At 69.1% G+C, this 18,696-nt stretch carries 17 protein-coding genes; 15 read left to right on the forward strand and 2 right to left on the reverse strand.

Features of this window, described 5'->3' with window-relative positions:
• Positions 1 to 82: 82 nt before the first annotated feature.
• From BLT25_RS28975 to BLT25_RS28985, 3 genes are all read left to right on the forward strand, one after another.
• Positions 83 to 1,378, forward strand: a complete 1,296-nt coding sequence (locus BLT25_RS28975) for an HNH endonuclease (protein ID WP_091053228.1) — start codon at positions 83 to 85, stop codon at positions 1,376 to 1,378.
• A 114-nt stretch (positions 1,379 to 1,492) separates the two neighbouring features.
• Complete coding sequence (locus tag BLT25_RS28980; protein ID WP_091053230.1) at positions 1,493 to 1,828, forward strand: DUF1048 domain-containing protein; 336 nt, start codon at positions 1,493 to 1,495, stop codon at positions 1,826 to 1,828.
• 185 nt (positions 1,829 to 2,013) lie between these two features.
• Complete coding sequence (locus BLT25_RS28985) at positions 2,014 to 2,901, forward strand: bile acid:sodium symporter family protein (protein WP_091053232.1); 888 nt, start codon at positions 2,014 to 2,016, stop codon at positions 2,899 to 2,901.
• A 40-nt stretch (positions 2,902 to 2,941) separates the two neighbouring features.
• Here the strand turns inward: BLT25_RS28985 and BLT25_RS28990 are convergent, their stop codons facing one another.
• On the reverse strand, positions 2,942 to 4,444 hold the full coding sequence (locus BLT25_RS28990) for an MFS transporter (RefSeq protein WP_091053233.1): 1,503 nt from the start codon (positions 4,442 to 4,444) through the stop codon (positions 2,942 to 2,944).
• A 282-nt stretch (positions 4,445 to 4,726) separates the two neighbouring features.
• On the opposite strand from BLT25_RS28990, the gene BLT25_RS28995 reads away from it, so the two are divergent.
• Genes BLT25_RS28995 through BLT25_RS29040 form a run of 10 tightly spaced genes read left to right on the forward strand, consistent with a single transcriptional unit; the run spans position 4,727 to position 14,467 of the window.
• Complete coding sequence (locus BLT25_RS28995) at positions 4,727 to 5,692, forward strand: ABC transporter ATP-binding protein (RefSeq protein WP_256328866.1); 966 nt, start codon at positions 4,727 to 4,729, stop codon at positions 5,690 to 5,692.
• On the forward strand, positions 5,689 to 6,690 hold the full coding sequence (locus tag BLT25_RS29000; RefSeq protein WP_091053235.1) for an ABC transporter ATP-binding protein: 1,002 nt from the start codon (positions 5,689 to 5,691) through the stop codon (positions 6,688 to 6,690). The genes BLT25_RS28995 and BLT25_RS29000 overlap by 4 nt, the downstream gene beginning before the upstream one ends.
• A gap of 4 nt (positions 6,691 to 6,694) precedes the next feature.
• On the forward strand, positions 6,695 to 7,657 hold the full coding sequence (locus BLT25_RS29005) for an ABC transporter permease (RefSeq protein ID WP_091053237.1): 963 nt from the start codon (positions 6,695 to 6,697) through the stop codon (positions 7,655 to 7,657).
• A complete protein-coding gene (locus tag BLT25_RS29010; protein ID WP_091053238.1) occupies positions 7,654 to 8,541 on the forward strand; it encodes an ABC transporter permease in 888 nt (295 codons plus the stop codon). Before BLT25_RS29005 ends, BLT25_RS29010 begins: the two co-directional genes overlap by 4 nt.
• A 26-nt stretch (positions 8,542 to 8,567) precedes the next feature.
• The gene (locus tag BLT25_RS29015; RefSeq protein ID WP_091053240.1) at positions 8,568 to 10,214 is read left to right on the forward strand and encodes an ABC transporter substrate-binding protein; all 1,647 of its coding nucleotides are present in this window, start codon (positions 8,568 to 8,570) and stop codon (positions 10,212 to 10,214) included.
• Entirely contained in the window at positions 10,211 to 11,092 is an 882-nt protein-coding gene (locus BLT25_RS29645) for an MBL fold metallo-hydrolase (RefSeq protein ID WP_176884403.1), read from the forward strand. The genes BLT25_RS29015 and BLT25_RS29645 overlap by 4 nt, the downstream gene beginning before the upstream one ends.
• On the forward strand, positions 11,089 to 11,505 hold the full coding sequence (locus BLT25_RS29025) for a Zn-ribbon domain-containing OB-fold protein (protein ID WP_091053241.1): 417 nt from the start codon (positions 11,089 to 11,091) through the stop codon (positions 11,503 to 11,505). Before BLT25_RS29645 ends, BLT25_RS29025 begins: the two co-directional genes overlap by 4 nt.
• On the forward strand, positions 11,505 to 12,647 hold the full coding sequence (locus BLT25_RS29030; protein WP_091053243.1) for a thiolase C-terminal domain-containing protein: 1,143 nt from the start codon (positions 11,505 to 11,507) through the stop codon (positions 12,645 to 12,647). Before BLT25_RS29025 ends, BLT25_RS29030 begins: the two co-directional genes overlap by 1 nt.
• Positions 12,648 to 12,692: 45 nt before the next feature.
• A complete protein-coding gene (locus BLT25_RS29035; protein ID WP_091053245.1) occupies positions 12,693 to 13,610 on the forward strand; it encodes an SDR family oxidoreductase in 918 nt (305 codons plus the stop codon).
• On the forward strand, positions 13,607 to 14,467 hold the full coding sequence (locus BLT25_RS29040) for a MaoC/PaaZ C-terminal domain-containing protein (protein ID WP_091053246.1): 861 nt from the start codon (positions 13,607 to 13,609) through the stop codon (positions 14,465 to 14,467). Before BLT25_RS29035 ends, BLT25_RS29040 begins: the two co-directional genes overlap by 4 nt.
• 21 nt (positions 14,468 to 14,488) lie before the next feature.
• Here BLT25_RS29040 and BLT25_RS29045 read toward each other — a convergent pair whose 3' ends face one another.
• Positions 14,489 to 15,133, reverse strand: a complete 645-nt coding sequence (locus BLT25_RS29045) for a TetR/AcrR family transcriptional regulator (protein ID WP_091053248.1) — start codon at positions 15,131 to 15,133, stop codon at positions 14,489 to 14,491.
• A gap of 141 nt (positions 15,134 to 15,274) precedes the next feature.
• Here BLT25_RS29045 and BLT25_RS29050 point away from each other — a divergent pair, with 141 nt between their 5' ends.
• Positions 15,275 to 16,447, forward strand: a complete 1,173-nt coding sequence (locus BLT25_RS29050) for an acyl-CoA dehydrogenase family protein (RefSeq protein ID WP_091053250.1) — start codon at positions 15,275 to 15,277, stop codon at positions 16,445 to 16,447.
• Between the two features lie 79 nt (positions 16,448 to 16,526).
• Entirely contained in the window at positions 16,527 to 18,650 is a 2,124-nt protein-coding gene (locus tag BLT25_RS29055; RefSeq protein ID WP_091053251.1) for an acetate--CoA ligase family protein, read from the forward strand.
• Positions 18,651 to 18,696 lie beyond the last annotated feature (46 nt).

Genomic DNA, 18,696 nt, shown 5'->3' on the forward strand with positions numbered 1-18,696 from the left:
CCTTGTTCGCTGACTGCGTAACTGTCATCTGACCAGCACAAATCGGTCGCGTCATGGTGCTCGAACGCATATAATAACGGCTATGTACGAGACCATCGACCACCTCCTCGACGGGCCACCACCCGGTGCGTCCGAGGGTGAGCTGGTCGACTGGATCAGTCGTCTCGAACAGGTCAAGTGCACCGCCGAGGCCGTGCAGGCACAAGCAGCGGTACGTCTCGACGAAGCTGTTCGCGAGCGCCACTCGGCGGCCGGGGTCCCAGCCCGGAAGCTCGGCGAAGGAGTGGCCTCCCAGGTCGCGTTGGCGCGACGGGTCTCACCCGAACGCGGCGCGAAGCTGCTCGGGTTGGCGAAGATCCTGATCGCCGAGATGCCGCACACCTTCGCGTTGATGAAAGCGGGACTGTTCTCCCAATGGCAGGCCACCATCCTCGCCCGCGAGACCGCCTGCCTCTCGGTGGAGAACCGTCGGGTCATCGACCACCGGCTCTGCGCTTTAGGGCCCGACGGTGAGGCACCCAAGGTCGTGGTGATGGGGCTGCGGCAGCTCGAGAACGCCGCCAAGAAACTCGCGATCACCCTCGACCAGGATTCCGTGGTCGCCCGGGCGGCGAACGCCGTCAAGGACCGTCGGGTCAGTCTGCGGCCCGCACCGGACACCATGACCTGGCTCGGTGCGCTACTGCCGGTCAAGGACGGCGTCGCCGTCTTCGCCGCCCTGGACCAGGCAGCCAACGCCGCCCGAGCCGCCGGGGACGAGCGGACCCGGGGTCAGGTCATGGCCGACACCCTCATCGACCGAGTCACCGGCCGCGAGAGCGCCGGGGTGGGGCCTCGGGTCGAGGTCAAGATCGTGATGACCGCCGACTCCCTCACCAACGACGCGGATCAGCCCGCCTTCGTCGAGGGCTACGGGCCCGTCCCCGCGGCCTGGGCCCGCGACGCACTCGCTGATGCCGAGGTGTTCGTCCGGCGTCTGTTCACCGACCCGGCCGGTCAACTGGTCGCCATGGAATCCCGCTCACGCAGAGCACCCGACGGGCTGGCCGAGTTCATCACCACCCGCGACAGCGGGACCTGCCGCACCAACGGGTGTGATGCCCCGATCCGCAACATCGACCACATCCAACGCCACACCGACGGCGGCGAAACCAGCGCCCAGAATCTGCAGGGCCTGTGCGAACGATGCAACCAAGCCAAGGAAGCCCCCGGCTGGCAAGCCAGACCCGGACCAGACGGCAGCATCACCACCATCACACCCACGGGCCACATCTACTCCAGCCCGCCACCAGACACCTGGGCACCGGACCCACCGCCCCTGTCCCGGGCAGAGTTCAGGCTGCGTGACGTACTCCTCGATCACCGCCTCGCAGCATGATCACCAACTTTCTTCGGATCGGTGCTTGACCTTGACGCTGCGTCAGGCCTGCACTCTTCTTCCATCGGCCCCACCAAGGGAACCGAACAACACCACAGAAGAAGGAGCACCACCATGAACAACCTCCTCAGCCGCCTCGTAGGTGACAAGAAGGACTGGAAGCGCATGGAAGCCCGCGCCGCCCAGCTCCCCGCCGACTACCGCACCGTCTACGCAGAGATGAAGAACTACATGTGGCGCTTCACCGCCGGCGACGGCATGGACATCGTCGCCATCCTCCGCGACGTACTCGATCTGTTCGAGACCGAAGCCGCCGCCGGACGCAGCGTCATCGAGGTCACCGGCCCCGACCTCGCCGCGTTCTGCGACGCCCGACTCCCCGAGCAGCACGACGCCTACCGCAACAAGCTCCGCGCCAACCTCAACGAGGTCGCCCAGAAGCTCGCATGAGCCCGGCGATACTCACCCGCACATCCCCTGTCGCGAGCCGGGAAGGCCGCTCGCGACAGGGGATCCGTACTTCGCGGGTCGAAATGTCCGGATAAGACTGTGGTTCACCTCTTCCACGTGGTCCACTGTGACGCACATCTCACACGGCCGATCGTGGCGGCTGCCCCGCATGCTGGAGGAACACAGTGAACGACTCGGTCCTGCTCTCGGTCGGCCTCCCCATCGCCTTGGCCATCATCATGTTCGGGCTGGGCCTGAGCCTGACCCCGGGAGACTTCCGCCGGGTCGTACGCACTCCACGAGCCGTGTTCGTCGCGCTCACGCTCCAGATCGTGGTCCTGCCGATGATCGCGTTCGGACTGGTCGTGGTCGCGGACGTGGATCCGCTGATCGCCGTCGGGGTCATGCTGTTGGCCGCGTCGCCGGGCGGGACGACGGCGAACCTGTTCAGCCACCTGTTCCGTGGCGACGTCGCGCTCAACGTGACGCTGACCGCGGTCAACTCGGTGCTCGCGGCGGTGTCGATCCCGTTGATCACCAACGCGGCGATCAGCTACTTCGACGCGGGCGACACCTTGGGCCTGCAGTTCGGCAAGGTCGTCCAGGTCATCGCGATCGTGCTGATCCCGGTCGGCATCGGGATGCTGGTGCGGAGCCGGTCGGCGACGTTCGCCGCCCGAGCGGACCGTCCGGTGCGGATCTTCTCGATCGTCGTACTGGTCATGGTCTCGGTCGGCGCGATCCTCGGGGAGCGGGAGAACATCGCCGACTACCTCCGCGAGATCGGCGTGGTCGTGACGCTGTTCTGCTGTGCAAGCCTCTGCCTCGGCTACCTCGGCGCTCGGGTGTTCCGGCTCGGCCAGGCGCAGGCGATCGCCACCTCGATGGAGGTCGGGATCCACAACACCACCGTGGCCCTCACCATCGCCCTCAGCGTGCTCGACAACACGACCGTGGCGATCCCGGCCGCGGTCTACAGCATCGTGATGTACGTCCTCGCCACCGCCTTCGGCTTCCTCATCACCCGCTCCCGCGTCGCGCGGCCCTCCACTCCGCACGACGTCACCACCTGATCTCCATCCGGCGGAGAAGCATCGAGCGGACCCGCTCGAGCTACGGTCCGTCGAGCATGTCCTTGGGCAGCCCGACCTGTCGGCAGGCAGCGACCGAGACCTCGGGCCGCGGCTGCATCACCTCCTCGGCATCGCCTCGGCGCGGGAACGAGTACCAGGCGCCGACCGCACCGAGGGAGAGAAGGAAGAGGCAGACCAGCGTGAAGGCCGCGTTGACCGCATCGACACCGCCGGCCGGGACGCTCGCAGCGAGCACCGCCTCACCGAGTCCGGGCGGAAGGATGGCGGTAAGCAGGGTGAGGGCGACGGCCAGACTGAGTACGTTGCCCGTGTTCTGCAGCATCAGACGCGTGGCGTTGACGACGCCCAGCGCGTCCTCGGGCGCCCGCTCCAGAAGGACCGTCGCGTTGGTGCCGATGAACAGCCCGGTCGCCAGGCCGACGATCGCGAGCGTCGCCATCACCATCCAGGTCAGCTCGAGATGGATCGCGAGCGCGACCAGAGCGACGCCACACGTACCCACCACCGATCCTCCGGACATGATCTGGTGCGGCGTCCAGCGGCGCGAGAGCCAACCGAGGGTCAGTGAGGCAGTGATCATCCCGACCGGCATCGGCAGCAGCATCATCCCCGCCGTCCCCGGAGCGACGCCGACGACGCTCTGGAAGTAGAGGCTGGCCAGCACGACCAGCGGGAACCGTCCGGCCCCCGTGAAGAAGCCTGCGAGGAAGAGCTTCCCGACACGGCGGATGACGGCGACGTCGAGCACAGGAGCCGTCGCACGCCGTTCGACGAACAGCAGGACCGGGACCAAGACGACCGATCCCACGACGCATCCGATCACCAACGGATGCAGCCATCCGAGGTCGGTCAGCGACGTGATCCCGAGGGTCAGCATGACCACGCCGACCATGATCACCAGGTTGCCGGGGAGATCGAGACCGACGGCGCGCTTGTCCACCACAGGTCGCGGCAGCAGCAGATGTCCCGCCACCAACGCGGTCAGGCAGACCGGCACGTTGAACCAGAACACCCACTGCCAGCCGACGTGGTCGACGATCAGGCCCCCGACCGTCGGCCCGATGAGGTTGGCGGTGGGGAACGAGGCGGCGTACAGGCCCATCGCGCCGCCCAGGGACGAGCGCGGGAAGGCCTGATGGATGAGCGTGGCGCCGTTGCCGATGAGCACCGCGCCGCCGATCGCGCTGACCACACGGAGCCCGATGAGCACCTCGACGTTCGGAGCGAAGCCGGCCAGCAGGCTCGCCAGCGAGAAGAGGACCAGCCCGCCCAGGTAGAGGCTCCGCTGGCCCCAGACGTCGCTGAGGCGGCCGAAGAGGAGCAGGCAGGCGGTGTTGGCGACCATGTAGGAGAGCAGGAGCCAGCTCCCCTCCGCCGAGCTCACCTCGAACTCCCGACTCAGCGTCGGCAGCGCGACGTTGAGAGAGCTCGCGTTGAGCGCCATCACCGCGCTGACCAGGCAGACCACGATCAGCGTGGAACGCGCAGCGCCCGTCACTTCGGTGGGTTCGGACTCGCTCATTCCACCTCCTGCGCCGTCCGAGACGGCGCCACCTGCGTCGTACGTCACGGCACGACGCTGCGCCGGACGAGGTGTCGCGAGAAGAAAGTCCGATATCCGGATTGTGACCCTTGACACACTCGATTGGCGACCCAATGATGAATCTCATCCTAGAGCGTGATTCTAGATTGAGCCACCAACATCGGCGACCGACACCGGTCGCGGACACGAACGGGAGGGTCCGATATGAGAGCACCAACTGGGTCCGCGAATGAGCCGCTTCTGCGCATCGAGGACCTCCACGTGGAGTTTCGGACCGGGGGCGGAACGGTCGAGGCGCTCAACGCCGTCGACCTCTGGATCGACGCGGGCGAGACCGTCGCCGTCGTCGGCGAGTCCGGCTCCGGCAAGAGCGTGACAGCGCTCGCCGTGCTCGGCCTGCTGGGCAACGGCCGGGTCAGCGGCGGTCGGATCACCTGGGACGGCAGGGACATCACCGGAGCCGACAACCACGACATGCGCACCGTGCGGGGCAAGGACATCTCGGTGATCTTCCAGGACCCGATGACCTCCCTCGACCCCCTCTTCACGATCGGGCACCAGCTCGTCGAGGCCTACCGGATCCACCACGACGTCTCGAAACGGAAGGCACGCGAGCGCGCGGTCGAGCTGCTGGACCTCGTCGGCATCCCTGAGCCCGAGACGAAGTTCAAGGCGTACCCCCACCAGCTCTCGGGCGGCCAGCGGCAACGAGTCATGATCGCCGGCGCGCTGGCCTGCGACCCACGCCTGCTCATCGCCGACGAGCCGACCACCGCCCTCGACGTCACCGTCGAGGCCCAGGTCCTGGCGCTGATCCGCGACCTCCAGGACCGAACCGGGGTCGGGCTCATGCTGATCACCCACGACATGGGCGTGGTCGCCGAGATGGCCGACCGGGTGGTCGTCTTCTACGCCGGGCAGGTCGTCGAGACCGGCACCGCGGACGAGATCCTCGACCGGCCGCAGCACCCCTACACCCAGGCGCTGCTCGATGCGATCCCGCGACGCGACACCCCGCGCGACCAGGAGATGCCGGCGATCCCCGGCGCTGTGCCCGCCCTCAACGAGATGCCCAGCGGCTGCCGCTTCGCCACCCGCTGCTCCCAGGCCGGCCCCGAGTGCGAGACGTCCCAGCCGCTACGGGACATCGCCGGCCGACAGGTCCGCTGCTGGCGTCCGGACGAGGAGCGCGGTGCTCTCGCGCCGATGGCGGAGGTGGCCCGATGATCGTCCCCGGCGCCACTCCCCTCGTCGAAGCACACGATCTGGTCAAGCACTTCGGCGACGGCAAGGGCCTCCTCACCCCGCGTCGCCCACCCGTACGCGCCGTGGACGGTGTCTCCCTGACGATCAAGCGCGGCGAGACCCTCGGTCTGGTCGGGGAGTCAGGCTCCGGCAAGTCGACGCTCGGGCGTCTGATCCTCCGGCTGATCGAACCGACCAGTGGCTCGGTCACCTTCGACGGTCACGACATCGCCGCGCTGTCGAAGAGCAGCCTGACGCAGCTTCGCAAGCGGATGCAGCTCGTCTTCCAGGACCCGTTCAGCTCGTTCAACCCACGGATGACCATCGCGCAGGTGCTGACCGAGCCGATGGTGGTCCACGGCATGGGCGACCGGGCCAGCCGCGTCAAACGCGCCAAGGAGCTGCTCGACCTGGTCGGTCTCCCCTCGTTCGCACTGGAGCGCTACCCCCACCAGTTCTCCGGCGGCCAGGCGCAGCGCATCGGGATCGCCCGAGCACTCGCCACCGACCCCGATCTCATCGTCTGTGACGAGGCGGTCAGCGCACTCGACGTCTCCGTCCAGGCGCAGGTGCTCAACCTGCTCAAGGAGGTCCAGCGCGAGCTCGGGCTCTCCTATCTCTTCATCGCGCACGACCTCAACGTGGTGCGCTACATCTCCGACCGCGTCTGCGTGATGTACCTCGGCAAGCTCGCCGAGGTGGCCCACGCCGACGACATCAGCGAGCGGCCGAGACATCCCTACTCACAGGCCCTGATGGCGTCGATCCCCTCCCCCGACGCCCATCACCAGCTGCGTACGCCGCTCGCCGGCGAGATCCCCAGCCCGCGACGGCCCCCGTCGGGCTGCCGGTTCCACCCGCGGTGCAGCCAGAGCATCGACGGCTGCGACCGCGACGAGCCGGAGCTGCTGACCATCGGCGGCTCGGGCGACGCGCGCAGCGTCGCCTGCCACCTCTTCGACCCCACTTCCGCGAGGTGATCGCATGCTTCTCTACGCCGGACGACGCCTGACCTACGGCCTGCTCGTGCTCGCCCTGGTCGCCACTCTGGTCTTCCTCATCATCCGACTGATCCCCGGCGACGCCGTACGGCTCCAGCTCGCCGACGCCCCCGGCGTCACCCAGGCCCAGATCGACCAGCGCACCGCCGAGCTCGGCCTGGACGAGCCGATCCTGACCCAGTTCGGCCACTTCGTCGGCGGGCTCGCCCAAGGCGACCTGGGCGACTCGTTCGACGACGAACGCCCGGTCACGACCAAGATCCTCGAACGACTTCCCGCCACCCTCGAGCTCGGGCTGCTGGCCATCCTCTTCGGCATCCTGCTCGGCGTGCCGTTCGGCATGCTCTCGGCGATCCGGCATCACAGCGTCGTCGACAACGTCATGCGCTTCCTGGCGGTCATCGGCATGTCCCTGCCGAACTTCTGGCTGGCTCTGCTCCTGATCACCTTCCTGGCCCTCTGGTTCGGCTGGTCCCCACCCCTGGTGTACGCCTCTCCCACCGAGGACCTCGGCCAGAACCTCGTCCACATGGCACTCCCGGCGATCGCCCTGGGCGCGGCGACGATGGCGAGCATCGCCCGGATGCTGCGCTCCTCGCTGCTGGAGGTGCTCGGCTCCAACTTCATCCGCACCATCCGCTCCCGCGGCGCGTCCGAGCGGGTGGTCGTGCTCAAGCACGCCGGCCGCAGCTCGCTGATCCCGGTCTTCACCGTGCTCGGCCTGCAGGTGGGTCACATCCTCGGCGGCACCGTCATCCTCGAACGGATCTTCGCGATCCCGGGGATGGGGTCGCTGATCTTCGAGGCGGTCGGGCAGCGCGACTACCCGGTCATCCTCGGCTGCGTCATCTTCTACGGCGCCATCTTCATCCTCGTCAACGTCGTGGTCGACCTGCTCTACGCGGTCATCGACCCGCGGATCCGTTACGAAGGAGCCTCGGCATGAGCATCGCCATCTCCGGGACCGCGCGCGCGGCCCACCGACCACGAGCCCGCAGCGGCCTGGTCCGGTTCACCAGGGAGCAGCCCCTCGGCGCCATCGCCCTCTTCCTGATCACGCTCTTCGTCGTGGTCGCCGTCCTGGCGCCCTGGATCGCCCCGTACGACCCGCTCGCCCAGGACCGGGTGAACATCCTGACCGCACCGGGGGTCGGCGGCCATCTCGCCGGCACCGACGAGCTCGGCCGGGACGTCTTGAGCCGGTCGCTCTACGGCGCCCGGACCTCCCTGTTGATCGCGGTCGCCACGCTCGCTCTCGGCGGCGCGATCGGCCTGGTCGTCGGTGTCGTGTCCGGCTACTTCGGCGGCACCTGGATCGACTCCGTACTCCAGCGCATCATGGACGCGCTGATGGCGATCCCCTCGATCGTGCTGCTGCTGTTCGTGGCCGCCCTGCTCGGACCGAGCGTACGCAACACCGTGATCGCCCTCAGCCTGCTGGTGATCCCCTCGATCAACCGCGTCGCCCGCGGCGAGATGCTCCGCATCCGCGAGGAGCCGTACGTCGAGGCCGCCCGCTCGGTCGGCTGCGGCACCCCACGGATCCTGATCCGCTACGGCCTGCCCAACCTGATGGCCCCGCTCTTCGTCATGGGCTCGCTGCTCTTCGCGGTCATCCTCATCGCCGAGTCCGCGCTCAGCTTCCTGGGCATCGGCACCCCGCCGCCGACCCCCTCCTGGGGCCGGATGCTGAGCGAGGGCCGCAGCCAGCTCGAGATCGCCCCGTGGATGACGGTCGTTCCCGGCCTGATCCTCTCCGTGTCCGTCCTGGCGTTCAACCTGCTCGGCGACGCCATGCGCGACTTCCTCGACCCCAAACAGCGCCGCTAGCCCCATCCCACCCCAAGGAGTCCGTGATGCCCCACCCCATGCTTCGCCTCACGAGATCACAGGCCCGGACCGCCGGTGCGGTCGTGGCCGCTGCCTGCCTCGCCCTGACCACCGCCTGCGGCACGGGCGGAACCGCCTCCGGCAAGGGCAAGATCGTCGAGGACGCCGGACCGCCCCAGGACGGCGGCATCCTGCACACCGCCGCCACCGCCGACGCGCCTTCGCTGGACATCCAGAAGGAGGCGTCCTACATGACCCACGTCGCGGTCGGAACGGTCTACAGCCGGCTGGTCGCGCCGAAGACCGGCAAGGACGTCGCGTACGGCTCGAGCGAGCTCGAGGGCGACCTGGCCGAGAAGTGGTCGAAGTCGGAGGACCTGAAGACCTGGACCTTCAACCTCCGTCAGGGCGTCAAGTTCCATGACAAGCCCCCGGTCAACGGTCGCGAGTTCACCTCGGCCGACGTCAAGTGCACGGTCGACCGGATCAAGACCCTGCCCGGCCACCAGCTCGGCCTGGTCGCCGGCGTCACCGAGGTGGCGACCCCGGACCCCTACACCGTGGTCTTCACGCTCGCGTCGGCGAACACCGCCTTCGACCAGACGATGGCCAACCCGTTCATGGCGGTCCTCCCCTGCGAGGGCACCAAGGGCGAGTTCAACCTGGCCGAGGAGGCGATCGGCACCGGCCCGTTCGTCCTGAAGAGCTGGAAGCGCGACCAGGAGCGCGTGATGGAGAAGAACCCCGACTACTTCATCGAGGGTCTCCCCCACCTCGACGGTATCCAGACCACCGTGCTCCCCGACGCCCAGGCACAGATCGCCGCGCTGCGAAGCGGCAAGCTCGACATGATCGCCTCGCTCTCCACCGAGAAGCGCCAGGTCGACCAGCTCCTCAACCAGATCGACGGGCTGCAGCTGCGTACGGAGAAGGGGATCACCCAGACCCGGGTCTTCATGAACGCCGAGAAGGGGCCGTTCAGCAAGCTGGAGGTCCGTCGCGCCGTCGCGCACGCGATCGACAAGGAGGGGATGATCAAGGCCCTGCGGTCGGGCGGGACGCTCACCGGTCCCATCTCGCCGACCCTCTTCGGGGCGCTGCCCCAGGACGAGGTCGACGGGCTGCTGGAGTACGACCCCGAGAAGGCCAAGAAGCTCCTGGCCGAGGCCGGCTACCCCGACGGCTTCTCCGCCGACCTGGTCGCCACCGACGGCTACGGCGAGACCATCCTGCGCGAGGCCCAATGGGTCCAGGAGGACCTCGCCAAGATCGGCATCAAGCTGACCATCGACCAGCAGGACTACGCCACCTACGTCAGCTCGACCTGGCCCGAGACGAAGTACGACATCATGTACGGCCTGCAGACCCCGATGCTGACGGCCGACGAGTACCTCACCTCGGAGTACACCAGCACCGGCACCCGCAACTGGTCGAAGGTCGACGACCCGGAGCTCGACAAGATGGTCGCCGCCCAGCGCGTCATCACCGACGAGGCGCAGCGGGAGAAGGCGCTGCAGGACATCGAGCGCTACATCATGGAGAACGTCTCCACCCCGCTGCCGCTGTACGCCTACGACACCCAGACGCTCTACTCGGGCAAGGTCCACGACTACTACCCGCACCCGGACTACTCCTCCCGCGAGCTCCAGGACGTCTGGATGGAGCAGGAGTGAACAGCGGCCCTCCCGTCCAGAACGAGTCCCGCCGGGACGACTCCTGCCGCATCGACGCGATCTGGGACGTCGGTGGGGCCCCGCCTCGACCCGGGGAGCCGGTGGAGGTCACCGGTGGCGTCCACCTGCTGCTCGCGCCGAACGCCAACCACTGGACGTACGAGGGCACCAACACCTGGATCGTCGTCGGGGAAGGCCGGGCCGTGGTCATCGACCCCGGTCCGACCGACCCCGAGCACCTGGACCGGATCGACGAGGTGGTGCGCGGGGCCGGCGCCCGCATCGAGACGATCCTGCTCAGCCACCACCACGGCGACCACTCCCAGGCGGCCCATGCGGTGGCCGAACGCTGGCAGGCCACCATCAGGCCACGGGTCCAGCACGGAATCATCCCCGACGGGACCCGGATCGACCTGGGCCGGCGGACCGAGATCCGCACCCTCACCACCCCCGGGCACACCTCCGACGGGGTGAGCTTCTCGCTCGGCGACCGCCGCGTGATGCTGACCGGGGACACCGTGCTGGCCCGGTTCAACCCCTACATCTCGCACCCCGACGGCACCATCGCGGACATGCTCGGCTCGATGGCCCGGATCGCGGGTCTGGTCGACGACGACTGGATCCTCCTGCCGGGGCACGGGCCGGCCGTACGCGAGCCCACCACGTACCTGCAGGCGCGGATCGCCGATCGGCAGCGCCGGATCGACCAGGTCGCCGGGCTGCTGGCCGACGGCGTGGCCCGCGAGCAGGTGACCGACCACGTCTACGCCAAGGTCCACGACCAGCGTCGCCCGGCCGCCCGGGCCTCGGTCGAGGCCATCCTGCACTACCTCGACACCCGCGCCGTCCTCGAGCGCGAGAAAGGCAGCACCGTATGACGACGTCGATCCCCGAGGCCCGGTTCGCGCCGCGGGCGACCCCGGAGACCCAGCCCTACTGGGACGCCACCGCCGCCGGCAGGCTCGACCTGCCGAGGTGTCGCCCCTGCGACCAGGTCTTCTTCTACCCGCGCTCCTCGTGCCCGCGCTGCGGCTCCACCGATCTCGAGTGGGTGACCTGCTCGGGCAGGGGTCTGCTGCACACCTACATCGTGTCCCACCGTCCGGCACCGGGCTTCCCGGTGCCGACCGTGATCGCCGTGGTCGAGCTCGAGGAGGGTCCGCGGATGATGACCAACCTGGTCGAGGCGGATCCAGACACGCTCGAGCTCGACATGCCGGTGGAGGTGCGCTTCGAACAGCGCACGGGCGTCGCCGTGCCCGTCTTCGTCCCGATGAAGGAGAACGCCTGATGAGCCGCGACGTCGTCATCATGGGAGCCGCCGAGACCGACATCGGCAAGCTGCCCACCACCTCGACCCTCGAGCTGCACGTCGAGGGCGCCCGTCGGGCCCTCGCGGACGCGAACCTGACCAAGGACCAGGTCGACGGCATCGCCTCGGTCTCGATCCCCGGCCCGATCCAGGTCGCGCACAGCCTGGGGATCACCCCGACCTATGTCGACGGCACCGGCGTCGGCGGCTCCTCGTTCCTCTTCCACGTACGTCACGCGACAGCGGCGATCAAGGCCGGCTACGCCGATGTCGTGCTGGTGACCCACGGCGAGTCCGGCCGGTCCCGGGTGGGCGCACCGATGCACCCGCGCGCCGGCGACTCGGTGATGGCGCAGTTCGAGATGCCGTACGGGATCACCGGTCCGCCGACCAGCTTCACCGTGCCCGCCCGCCGGTTCCTGCACGAGACCGACAACACCCTCGAGCAGCTCGCCGAGGTCGCGGTCGCCCAGCGGCGCTGGGCCTCCCGCAACCCTCGGGCCATGTTCCGCGACGAGATCAGCGTCGACGACGTCCTCGGCGCCAAGATGATCGCGGACCCGTTCACGCTGCTGATGTGCTGCCTGGTGACCGACGGCGGCGGTGCCCTGGTCGTGGCCTCCCGCGAGTTCGCCGAGGCGCACGGGAGCGACAAGCCGCTGGTCCACATCCTCGGCACCGGCGAGGCGGCGACGACGCCGCTGATCTCGCAGATGGAGGACATGACCCGCTGCAAGCAGTTCACCCTGTCCAGCCAGGCGGCGTTCAAGGAGTCGGGCACCTCCCAGGCCGACATCGACCACCTGATGATCTACGACGCCTTCGCCCACGTGCCCCTCTACGGCCTGGAGGACATGGGCTTCGTCGGCCGCGGGGAGTCGGGTGCGTTCGTCGCCGAGGGCAACACCTCCCCCGGCGGGTCGCTGCCGCTGAACACCAACGGCGGCGGCATGTCCTACACCCACACCGGCATGTACGGGATGTTCGCGATCCAGGAGTCCGTACGCCAGCTGCGCGGCGAGGCCGCCGCGCAGGTCGACGGGGCCGGCACCAGCCTGGTGCTCGGCAACGGCGGCATGTTCATGAGCGCGGCGACCCTGATCCTCGCCAACCAGCGCTGACCAGCCCTGACCAGCACTGACCCCACCACCCGAAGGAGCAGATCCATGGCAAGCACCGACCGACAGGTCGTCATCATCACCGGCGCCGGCCGCGGCCTCGGCCGCGCGCACGCGCTCGAGTTCGCACGCCGCGGAGCGGCGGTCGTGGTCAACGACCTCGGCGCCGGGCTCGACGGCACCGGCAAGGCCGAGGACCCCGCGCAGCAGGTCGTCGAGGAGGTACGCGCCCTCGGCGGCGAGGCGATCGCCAACGGCAGCGACATCAGCGGCCCCGAGGGCGCCCAGAAGCTGTTCCAGGACGCCCTCAACGAGTGGGGCAGGGTCGATGTACTGGTCAACAACGCGGGGATCCTGCGCGACCGGATGCTGGTCAACATGTCGATCGACGAGTGGGACGCGGTCGTCAAGGTGCATCTGCGTGGCACCTTCGCGCCGATGAGCGTGGCCGCCCAGCACTGGCGCGAGCTGTCCAAGCAGGGTGAGGACGTGGACGCCCGGATCATCAACACCACCTCCTCCTCGGGGATCTACGGCAACCCGGGGCAGATCAACTACGGCGCCGCCAAGGCAGGCATCGCGGCGATGACCGTCATCGCCGCCCAGGAGCTGCGCCGCTACGGCATCACCGTCAACGCGATCGCCCCGGCGGCGTTGACCCGGATGACCGAGAACCTCAACCCCAACCGGCCCCAGGTGGCCGAGGGTGAGTGGAACCCGGGCGCACCGGAGAACGTCTCCCCCGTGGTGGCCTGGCTGGCCTCTCCGTCCGCGCGCGAGGTGACCGGGCGCGTCTTCAACGTACGCGGAGGGCACGTGAGCGTGGCCGAGGGCTGGGTCGCCGGCCCGACCGAGGAGAAGGAGGGCGGGCCCTGGACGGTCGACGAGCTCGACGTGGTGCTGCCCAGCATGATCGCGGAGGCCCGGGCGAACTCGCTCACCAGCGGAAGGACGCCGGAGGCATGAGTCTGGACCAGTCAGTCATCGGCGTACGCTCCGAGCCCGAGGAGCGGTCCTGGACCGGTGCCGACACGCTGCTGTACGCCCTCGGCGTCGGCGCCGGGCACGACGACCCGCTGACCGACCTGAGCTACACCAGCGAGCACGGGGACGACGCCTGCCCGGAGCAGAAGGTGCTGCCGACGTTCGGGGTGATGGTCACCTGGGGCGCCAGGCGTGGCGGGCGGAGGATGGGCGACTTCAACCCGGCCATGCTCGTCCACGCCGAGCAGGAGGTCGTCCTGCACCGACCCCTGACCGCCGACGGCACCGTCTCGCTCACGTCCCAGGTGACCGGCATGTACGACAAGGGCTCGGGGGCACTGGTCGCGAGCGAGGCCCAGGCGGTCGATCCGGCGACGGGCGAGGCCGTCGTGACCACGCGCAGCTCGGTGTTCATCCGGGGCGAGGGCGGGTTCGGCGGTGACCCGGGGCCCAGGGCCGCCTCACCGATCCCCGAGCGCGACCCCGACGAGCTGGTGACGATGCCGACCTGGCCCGGCCAGGCCCTGCTCTACCGGCTCAGCGGCGACCGCAACCCGCTGCACTCGGACCCGCGCTTCGCCGCGCGGGGCGGCTTCGAGCGCCCGATCCTGCACGGGCTGTGCACCTACGGGGTCACCGGCCGGGCGCTGATCGGCACGATCGCAGGTGGTGACGGGGACGCGATGGCCTCGATGGCCGGCCGGTTCTCCTCGCCGGTCCTTCCCGGCGAGACCCTGCAGGTCGCGATGTGGCGGGTCGATGAGAGGACGTCCGCCTTCCAGACCCGGAAGGAGGACGGCACCGTGGTCATCGACCGCGGGCTGGCCACATGGCGCTGATCCTCGAAGGCTCCTCGGGAGCTACTCGGCCGCCTGAGCCGCGGGCTCGGCGACCTCCCCGACGAAGAGCCGTTGGGCCAACGCGATCGCGTGCCGAGACACCCGCCGCGCCTGGCGCTTGGTCTCGCACGCGGCCGTCATCCTGGCCGCCTCACCGATGAGCGCGGTCAGGATCGCGCCGAGCAGCTGGTTCTCCTCGCTGACGCCGAGGCCGAGCACCTGCAGGTTGCGGCGGATCCACTCGATGTTGCGGCGGCGACGCATCATCTCGAACCCTGGTGGGCCGTCGCCGGCGTAGAAGACGGGCAGCAGCTGGCGGTCCTCCCAGACCGCGTCGAGGTAGGCCAGGGCACCCGCCTCGAACTGGTCGAGCGGGGCCTCGACGCCGCTCTTGCGCGCCTTCGCGACGCTGGCGGCCGCCGCGGCGGCCAGCCGGTCGACGTACTCCTCCCACAGGGCGAGGTAGAGCTGCTCCTTGCCGCCGAAGTGGTGGTAGACGCTCCCGACGCTGGAGCCGGCGCGAGCCACCACGTCGGAGACGCTGGCCACCGCGTAGCCCTTCTCCGCGAAGACCTCGCGCGAGGCGTCCAGGAGCTGCCGGCGCGTCTCCTCGGTCTTCGCCCAGCGACGCCCTCCCGGGCGCTGCGGTTCGACCTCTAGGGCCATCGTTCACTCCTCGTCCTGGTGCCGGGATCTTCTCACAATATGCGCAATTCCTCTTGACGACGAACCGCTACTGCGTGACTCTTCTCATAGTCCATTCTAGAAAACGATTCTAGAAACTCACTCTAACCGAAGGAGCGGGCAATGATCGACTTCGCGCTGGGAGAAGAGCATCGAGCAGTCAAGGAGGCCGTGCGCCAGTTCATCACCAAGGAGGTGATGCCACTGGAGGACCAGGTCCTCCTCAACGAGCGCAACGGCCGTCCTGCGCTCGAGCCGGGACAGCTCAAGGACCTGCAGGCCAAGGCCCGCAAGTACGGCTACTGGGGCATCAACACCCCGGAGGAGTACGGCGGCATGGCCGCGGGCGCCGTGATGTCGGCGATCATCGCCGGTGAGGCCGGCCGCACCTACGTGCCGTTCCGCTTCGGCGGCAGCGCGGACAACATCCTCTACGCCGGCACCGAGGCGCAGAAGCAGGAGTACCTCATCCCGACCATCGAGGGCGAGCGCCGCAGCTGCTTCGCGATCACCGAGCCCGGCGCCGGCTCCGACGCCCGCAGCATCCGGAGCAGGGCGGTCCGTGACGGCGACGACTGGGTGATCAACGGCGAGAAGGTCTTCATCACCAACGGCAACGAGGCCGACTTCGTGATGGTCTTCGCGGTGACGGACCCGGAGAAGGGCGCCGACGGCGGCGTCACCTGCTTCCTGGTCGACCGGGCGATGGGCTGGGAGTCCACGCCCATCCCGACCATGGGCGAGTGGGGCCCGGCGGCGCTGAGCTTCCAGGACGTACGCGTCCCGAACGACCACATCCTCGGCGAGGAGGGCAAGGGCTTCGAGCTGGCGATGCAGTGGATCGGCAACGGTCGCTTCATGATCCCGGCCGGGGCCATCGGTGCCGCGGAGCGGATGCTCGAGATGGCGATCGAGCACGCCAACAACCGTCACTCGATGGGCCAGGCGATCGCCAACTACCAGTTCATCCAGGGCCACATCGCCGACAGCGCGGTCGAGCTGGAGGCCGCCCGCTGGCTGACCCTGCACGCCGCGTGGCAGGTCGAGAACAAGATGGACGCCCGCCACGCCTCGTCCATCGCGAAGCTGTACGGCACCAACATGGCCAACCGCGTCGTCGACCGCGTCCTCCAGATCCACGGCGGGATGGGCTACACCAAGGAGCTCCCGCTGGAGCGCTGGTACCGCGAGCTGCGTCTGCTCCGGATCTTCGAGGGCACCGACGAGATCCAGCGCCGCACCATCGCCCGAAACCTGCTCAAGGGCAACGTCAAGGTGGGAGCGTCGTTGGCATGAGCGAGCGCACGCGAGCGAACATCGGGTATTTCATGGCGCCGCGTCCGTATTCTGGCGCCTGCGCTACGGAGGTGGCGCCATGAGCACTCTCGACGCCGACCGACTGCAGGAGTTCTTCCGCCCGAAGTCGGTCGCCCTCGTGGGGGCGACCGACAAGTCGGGCTGGTCGCTGAGCACCTACAACAACCTTCTCCAGCACGGCTTCTCCGGTGACGTGCACCTGGTGAACCCCAAGACGCCTGTCGTCCACGGTGTCGAGACCCACCGCAGCCTCTCCGCCATCCCGGGCCCGGTCGACCTCGCCTACGTCATGACGCCGATCGAGGTCGTACCGCTGGTCCTGGAGGAAGGTGCGGCTCGCGGCATCCGGAACTACGTCATCCTCACCGCCGGCTACGGCGAGGTCGGCGAGGAGGGCGCGGTCCGCGAGCAGGAGGTCGCCGACATCGCCCGCAGGCACGACCTGACCGTCCTCGGCCCCAACGGGAACGGGTTCATCAACGCGGCCGACTCGATCACGCCGTACGGGCTACCGATCCCGCCGCCGCTCCTGGGCGGTTCGGTCGGGGTCGTGCTGCAGAGCGGTGCGCTGGCCAGCAACGTGCTGGCCTTCGCCCAGGCCCGCAACATCGGGATCTCGCTCCTGGTCTCGATGGGCAACGAGACCGCGATGTCGGTGACCGACGTGATGAACGCGCTGGTCGACTCCCCGAGCACCAAGGTGATCGCGCTCTTCCTGGAGAGCATCCGGCACCCGGACGAGTTCGCCGAGATCGCCCGGCGTGCGCTGGCGGCGGGCAAGCCGATCGTGGCTCTCAAGATCGGGCGCAGCGTCAAGGCGTCCCGGACCGCCCAGGCCCACACGGGTGCGCTGGTCGGTGACGACCGGACCGTCGACGCCGCCTTCCGTCAGCTCGGCGTGATCCGCGTGGGCTCGTTGGAGGACCTGATGGTCACCGCCGGCATGCTCGCCGAGACCGGTCCGCTCCCAGGCAACCGGATCGGCGTCGTGACCCCCTCGGGCGGCGCCTCCGAGATCATCTCCGACCGGGCCGAGGATGAAGGGCTCGACCTGCCGGAGTTCGCCGAGACGACCACCGCAGCGCTCCGGGAGGTGCTGCCGCCGTTCGCCACGCCGAACAACCCGCTCGACGTCACCGGCTACGTGCTGCTCGACCGGCAGCTCATGTCGAAGGCACTCGGCGTCGTCGCCGCCGACCCCGGTGTCGACGTCATCATGCTGCTGCAGGACATGCCACGGACGACACCCGACTTCGACCTCGCGGTGGAGACCTACCGGCACACGGGTGGGGTGATCCGTTCCTCGCCGAAGCCGGTCGTGATCGTGGGCAACGTCCTGATCGACGTGAGCGAGACCGGACGGGCCCTTCGGGAGGCGGCGAGCTACCCGCAGATCGCGGGTGGCATCGAGCACGGGATGACGGCGCTGGGCCACGCGGTCCGCTGGTCGCAGACCTACCGGCACCATCAGGCCGGTGCGGATGCGCCGGTCGCGGGCGAGGTGACCGTCGCGGACGGGCTGCCACCGCGCACCGGGACGTGGACAGAGCGTGCTGCGTCCGCGTTCCTGGCGTCCAACGGCATCCCGATGGTGCCGTCCCGGGTGGCCACCTCCCCCGACGAGGCCGCGCACCACGCCGAGGAGGTCGGCTTCCCGGTGGTCCTGAAGGCGGCCGCAGACGATCTGGAGCACAAGAGCGACCTCGGTGGCGTGGAGCTCGGTCTCCACGACGCGGAGTCGGTCCGCGACGCGGCAGCACGGATCGCCGACTCCCTCGCGAAGGTCGGCCACGACGGCACCACGACCGTCGTCCAGCCGATGCGCTCGGGTGGCACGGAGCTGCTCGTCGGTGTCGTCCGCGATCCGTCGTGGGGGCTCACGCTGGCGGTCGCGATGGGTGGCGTCTGGGTCGAGATCCTCGGCGACTCCCAGCTCCGCCTGCTGCCGGTCTCGAAGGCCGAGGCCCGACGGGCGGTCGAGTCGCTGCGCAGCGCTGCCGTCCTCCGGGGAGCCCGCGGCCAGGCGCCGGTCGACCTGGACGCGCTCGCCGAAGTGGTGGCCAGGATCGGCGCGATCGCCGTCGCTCTCGGCGACGACCTCGAGTCGCTCGAGGTCAACCCGCTGCTCGTCTCCGGGGACCGGATCGAGGCGCTCGACGCGCTGATCACCTGGCGGAGCTGAGCCGGTTCACCGTGGACCGGGGTGCGATCCGCATCCCGGTCCACGG

The sequence above is a fragment of the Nocardioides sp. YR527 genome (assembly GCF_900101045.1).
Classification (GTDB): domain Bacteria; phylum Actinomycetota; class Actinomycetes; order Propionibacteriales; family Nocardioidaceae; genus Nocardioides.

Coding starts and splice junctions, on each gene's coding strand:
- BLT25_RS28975 (WP_091053228.1), top strand. CDS start 83: ATGTACGAGACCATCGACCACCTCCTCGACGGGCCACCACCCGGTGCG.
- BLT25_RS28980 (WP_091053230.1), top strand. CDS start 1,493: ATGAACAACCTCCTCAGCCGCCTCGTAGGTGACAAGAAGGACTGGAAG.
- BLT25_RS28990 (WP_091053233.1), bottom strand. CDS start 4,444: ATGAGCGAGTCCGAACCCACCGAAGTGACGGGCGCTGCGCGTTCCACG.
- BLT25_RS29000 (WP_091053235.1), top strand. CDS start 5,689: ATGATCGTCCCCGGCGCCACTCCCCTCGTCGAAGCACACGATCTGGTC.
- BLT25_RS29005 (WP_091053237.1), top strand. CDS start 6,695: ATGCTTCTCTACGCCGGACGACGCCTGACCTACGGCCTGCTCGTGCTC.
- BLT25_RS29010 (WP_091053238.1), top strand. CDS start 7,654: ATGAGCATCGCCATCTCCGGGACCGCGCGCGCGGCCCACCGACCACGA.
- BLT25_RS29015 (WP_091053240.1), top strand. CDS start 8,568: ATGCCCCACCCCATGCTTCGCCTCACGAGATCACAGGCCCGGACCGCC.
- BLT25_RS29025 (WP_091053241.1), top strand. CDS start 11,089: ATGACGACGTCGATCCCCGAGGCCCGGTTCGCGCCGCGGGCGACCCCG.
- BLT25_RS29030 (WP_091053243.1), top strand. CDS start 11,505: ATGAGCCGCGACGTCGTCATCATGGGAGCCGCCGAGACCGACATCGGC.
- BLT25_RS29035 (WP_091053245.1), top strand. CDS start 12,693: ATGGCAAGCACCGACCGACAGGTCGTCATCATCACCGGCGCCGGCCGC.
- BLT25_RS29040 (WP_091053246.1), top strand. CDS start 13,607: ATGAGTCTGGACCAGTCAGTCATCGGCGTACGCTCCGAGCCCGAGGAG.
- BLT25_RS29045 (WP_091053248.1), bottom strand. CDS start 15,133: ATGGCCCTAGAGGTCGAACCGCAGCGCCCGGGAGGGCGTCGCTGGGCG.
- BLT25_RS29050 (WP_091053250.1), top strand. CDS start 15,275: ATGATCGACTTCGCGCTGGGAGAAGAGCATCGAGCAGTCAAGGAGGCC.
- BLT25_RS29055 (WP_091053251.1), top strand. CDS start 16,527: ATGAGCACTCTCGACGCCGACCGACTGCAGGAGTTCTTCCGCCCGAAG.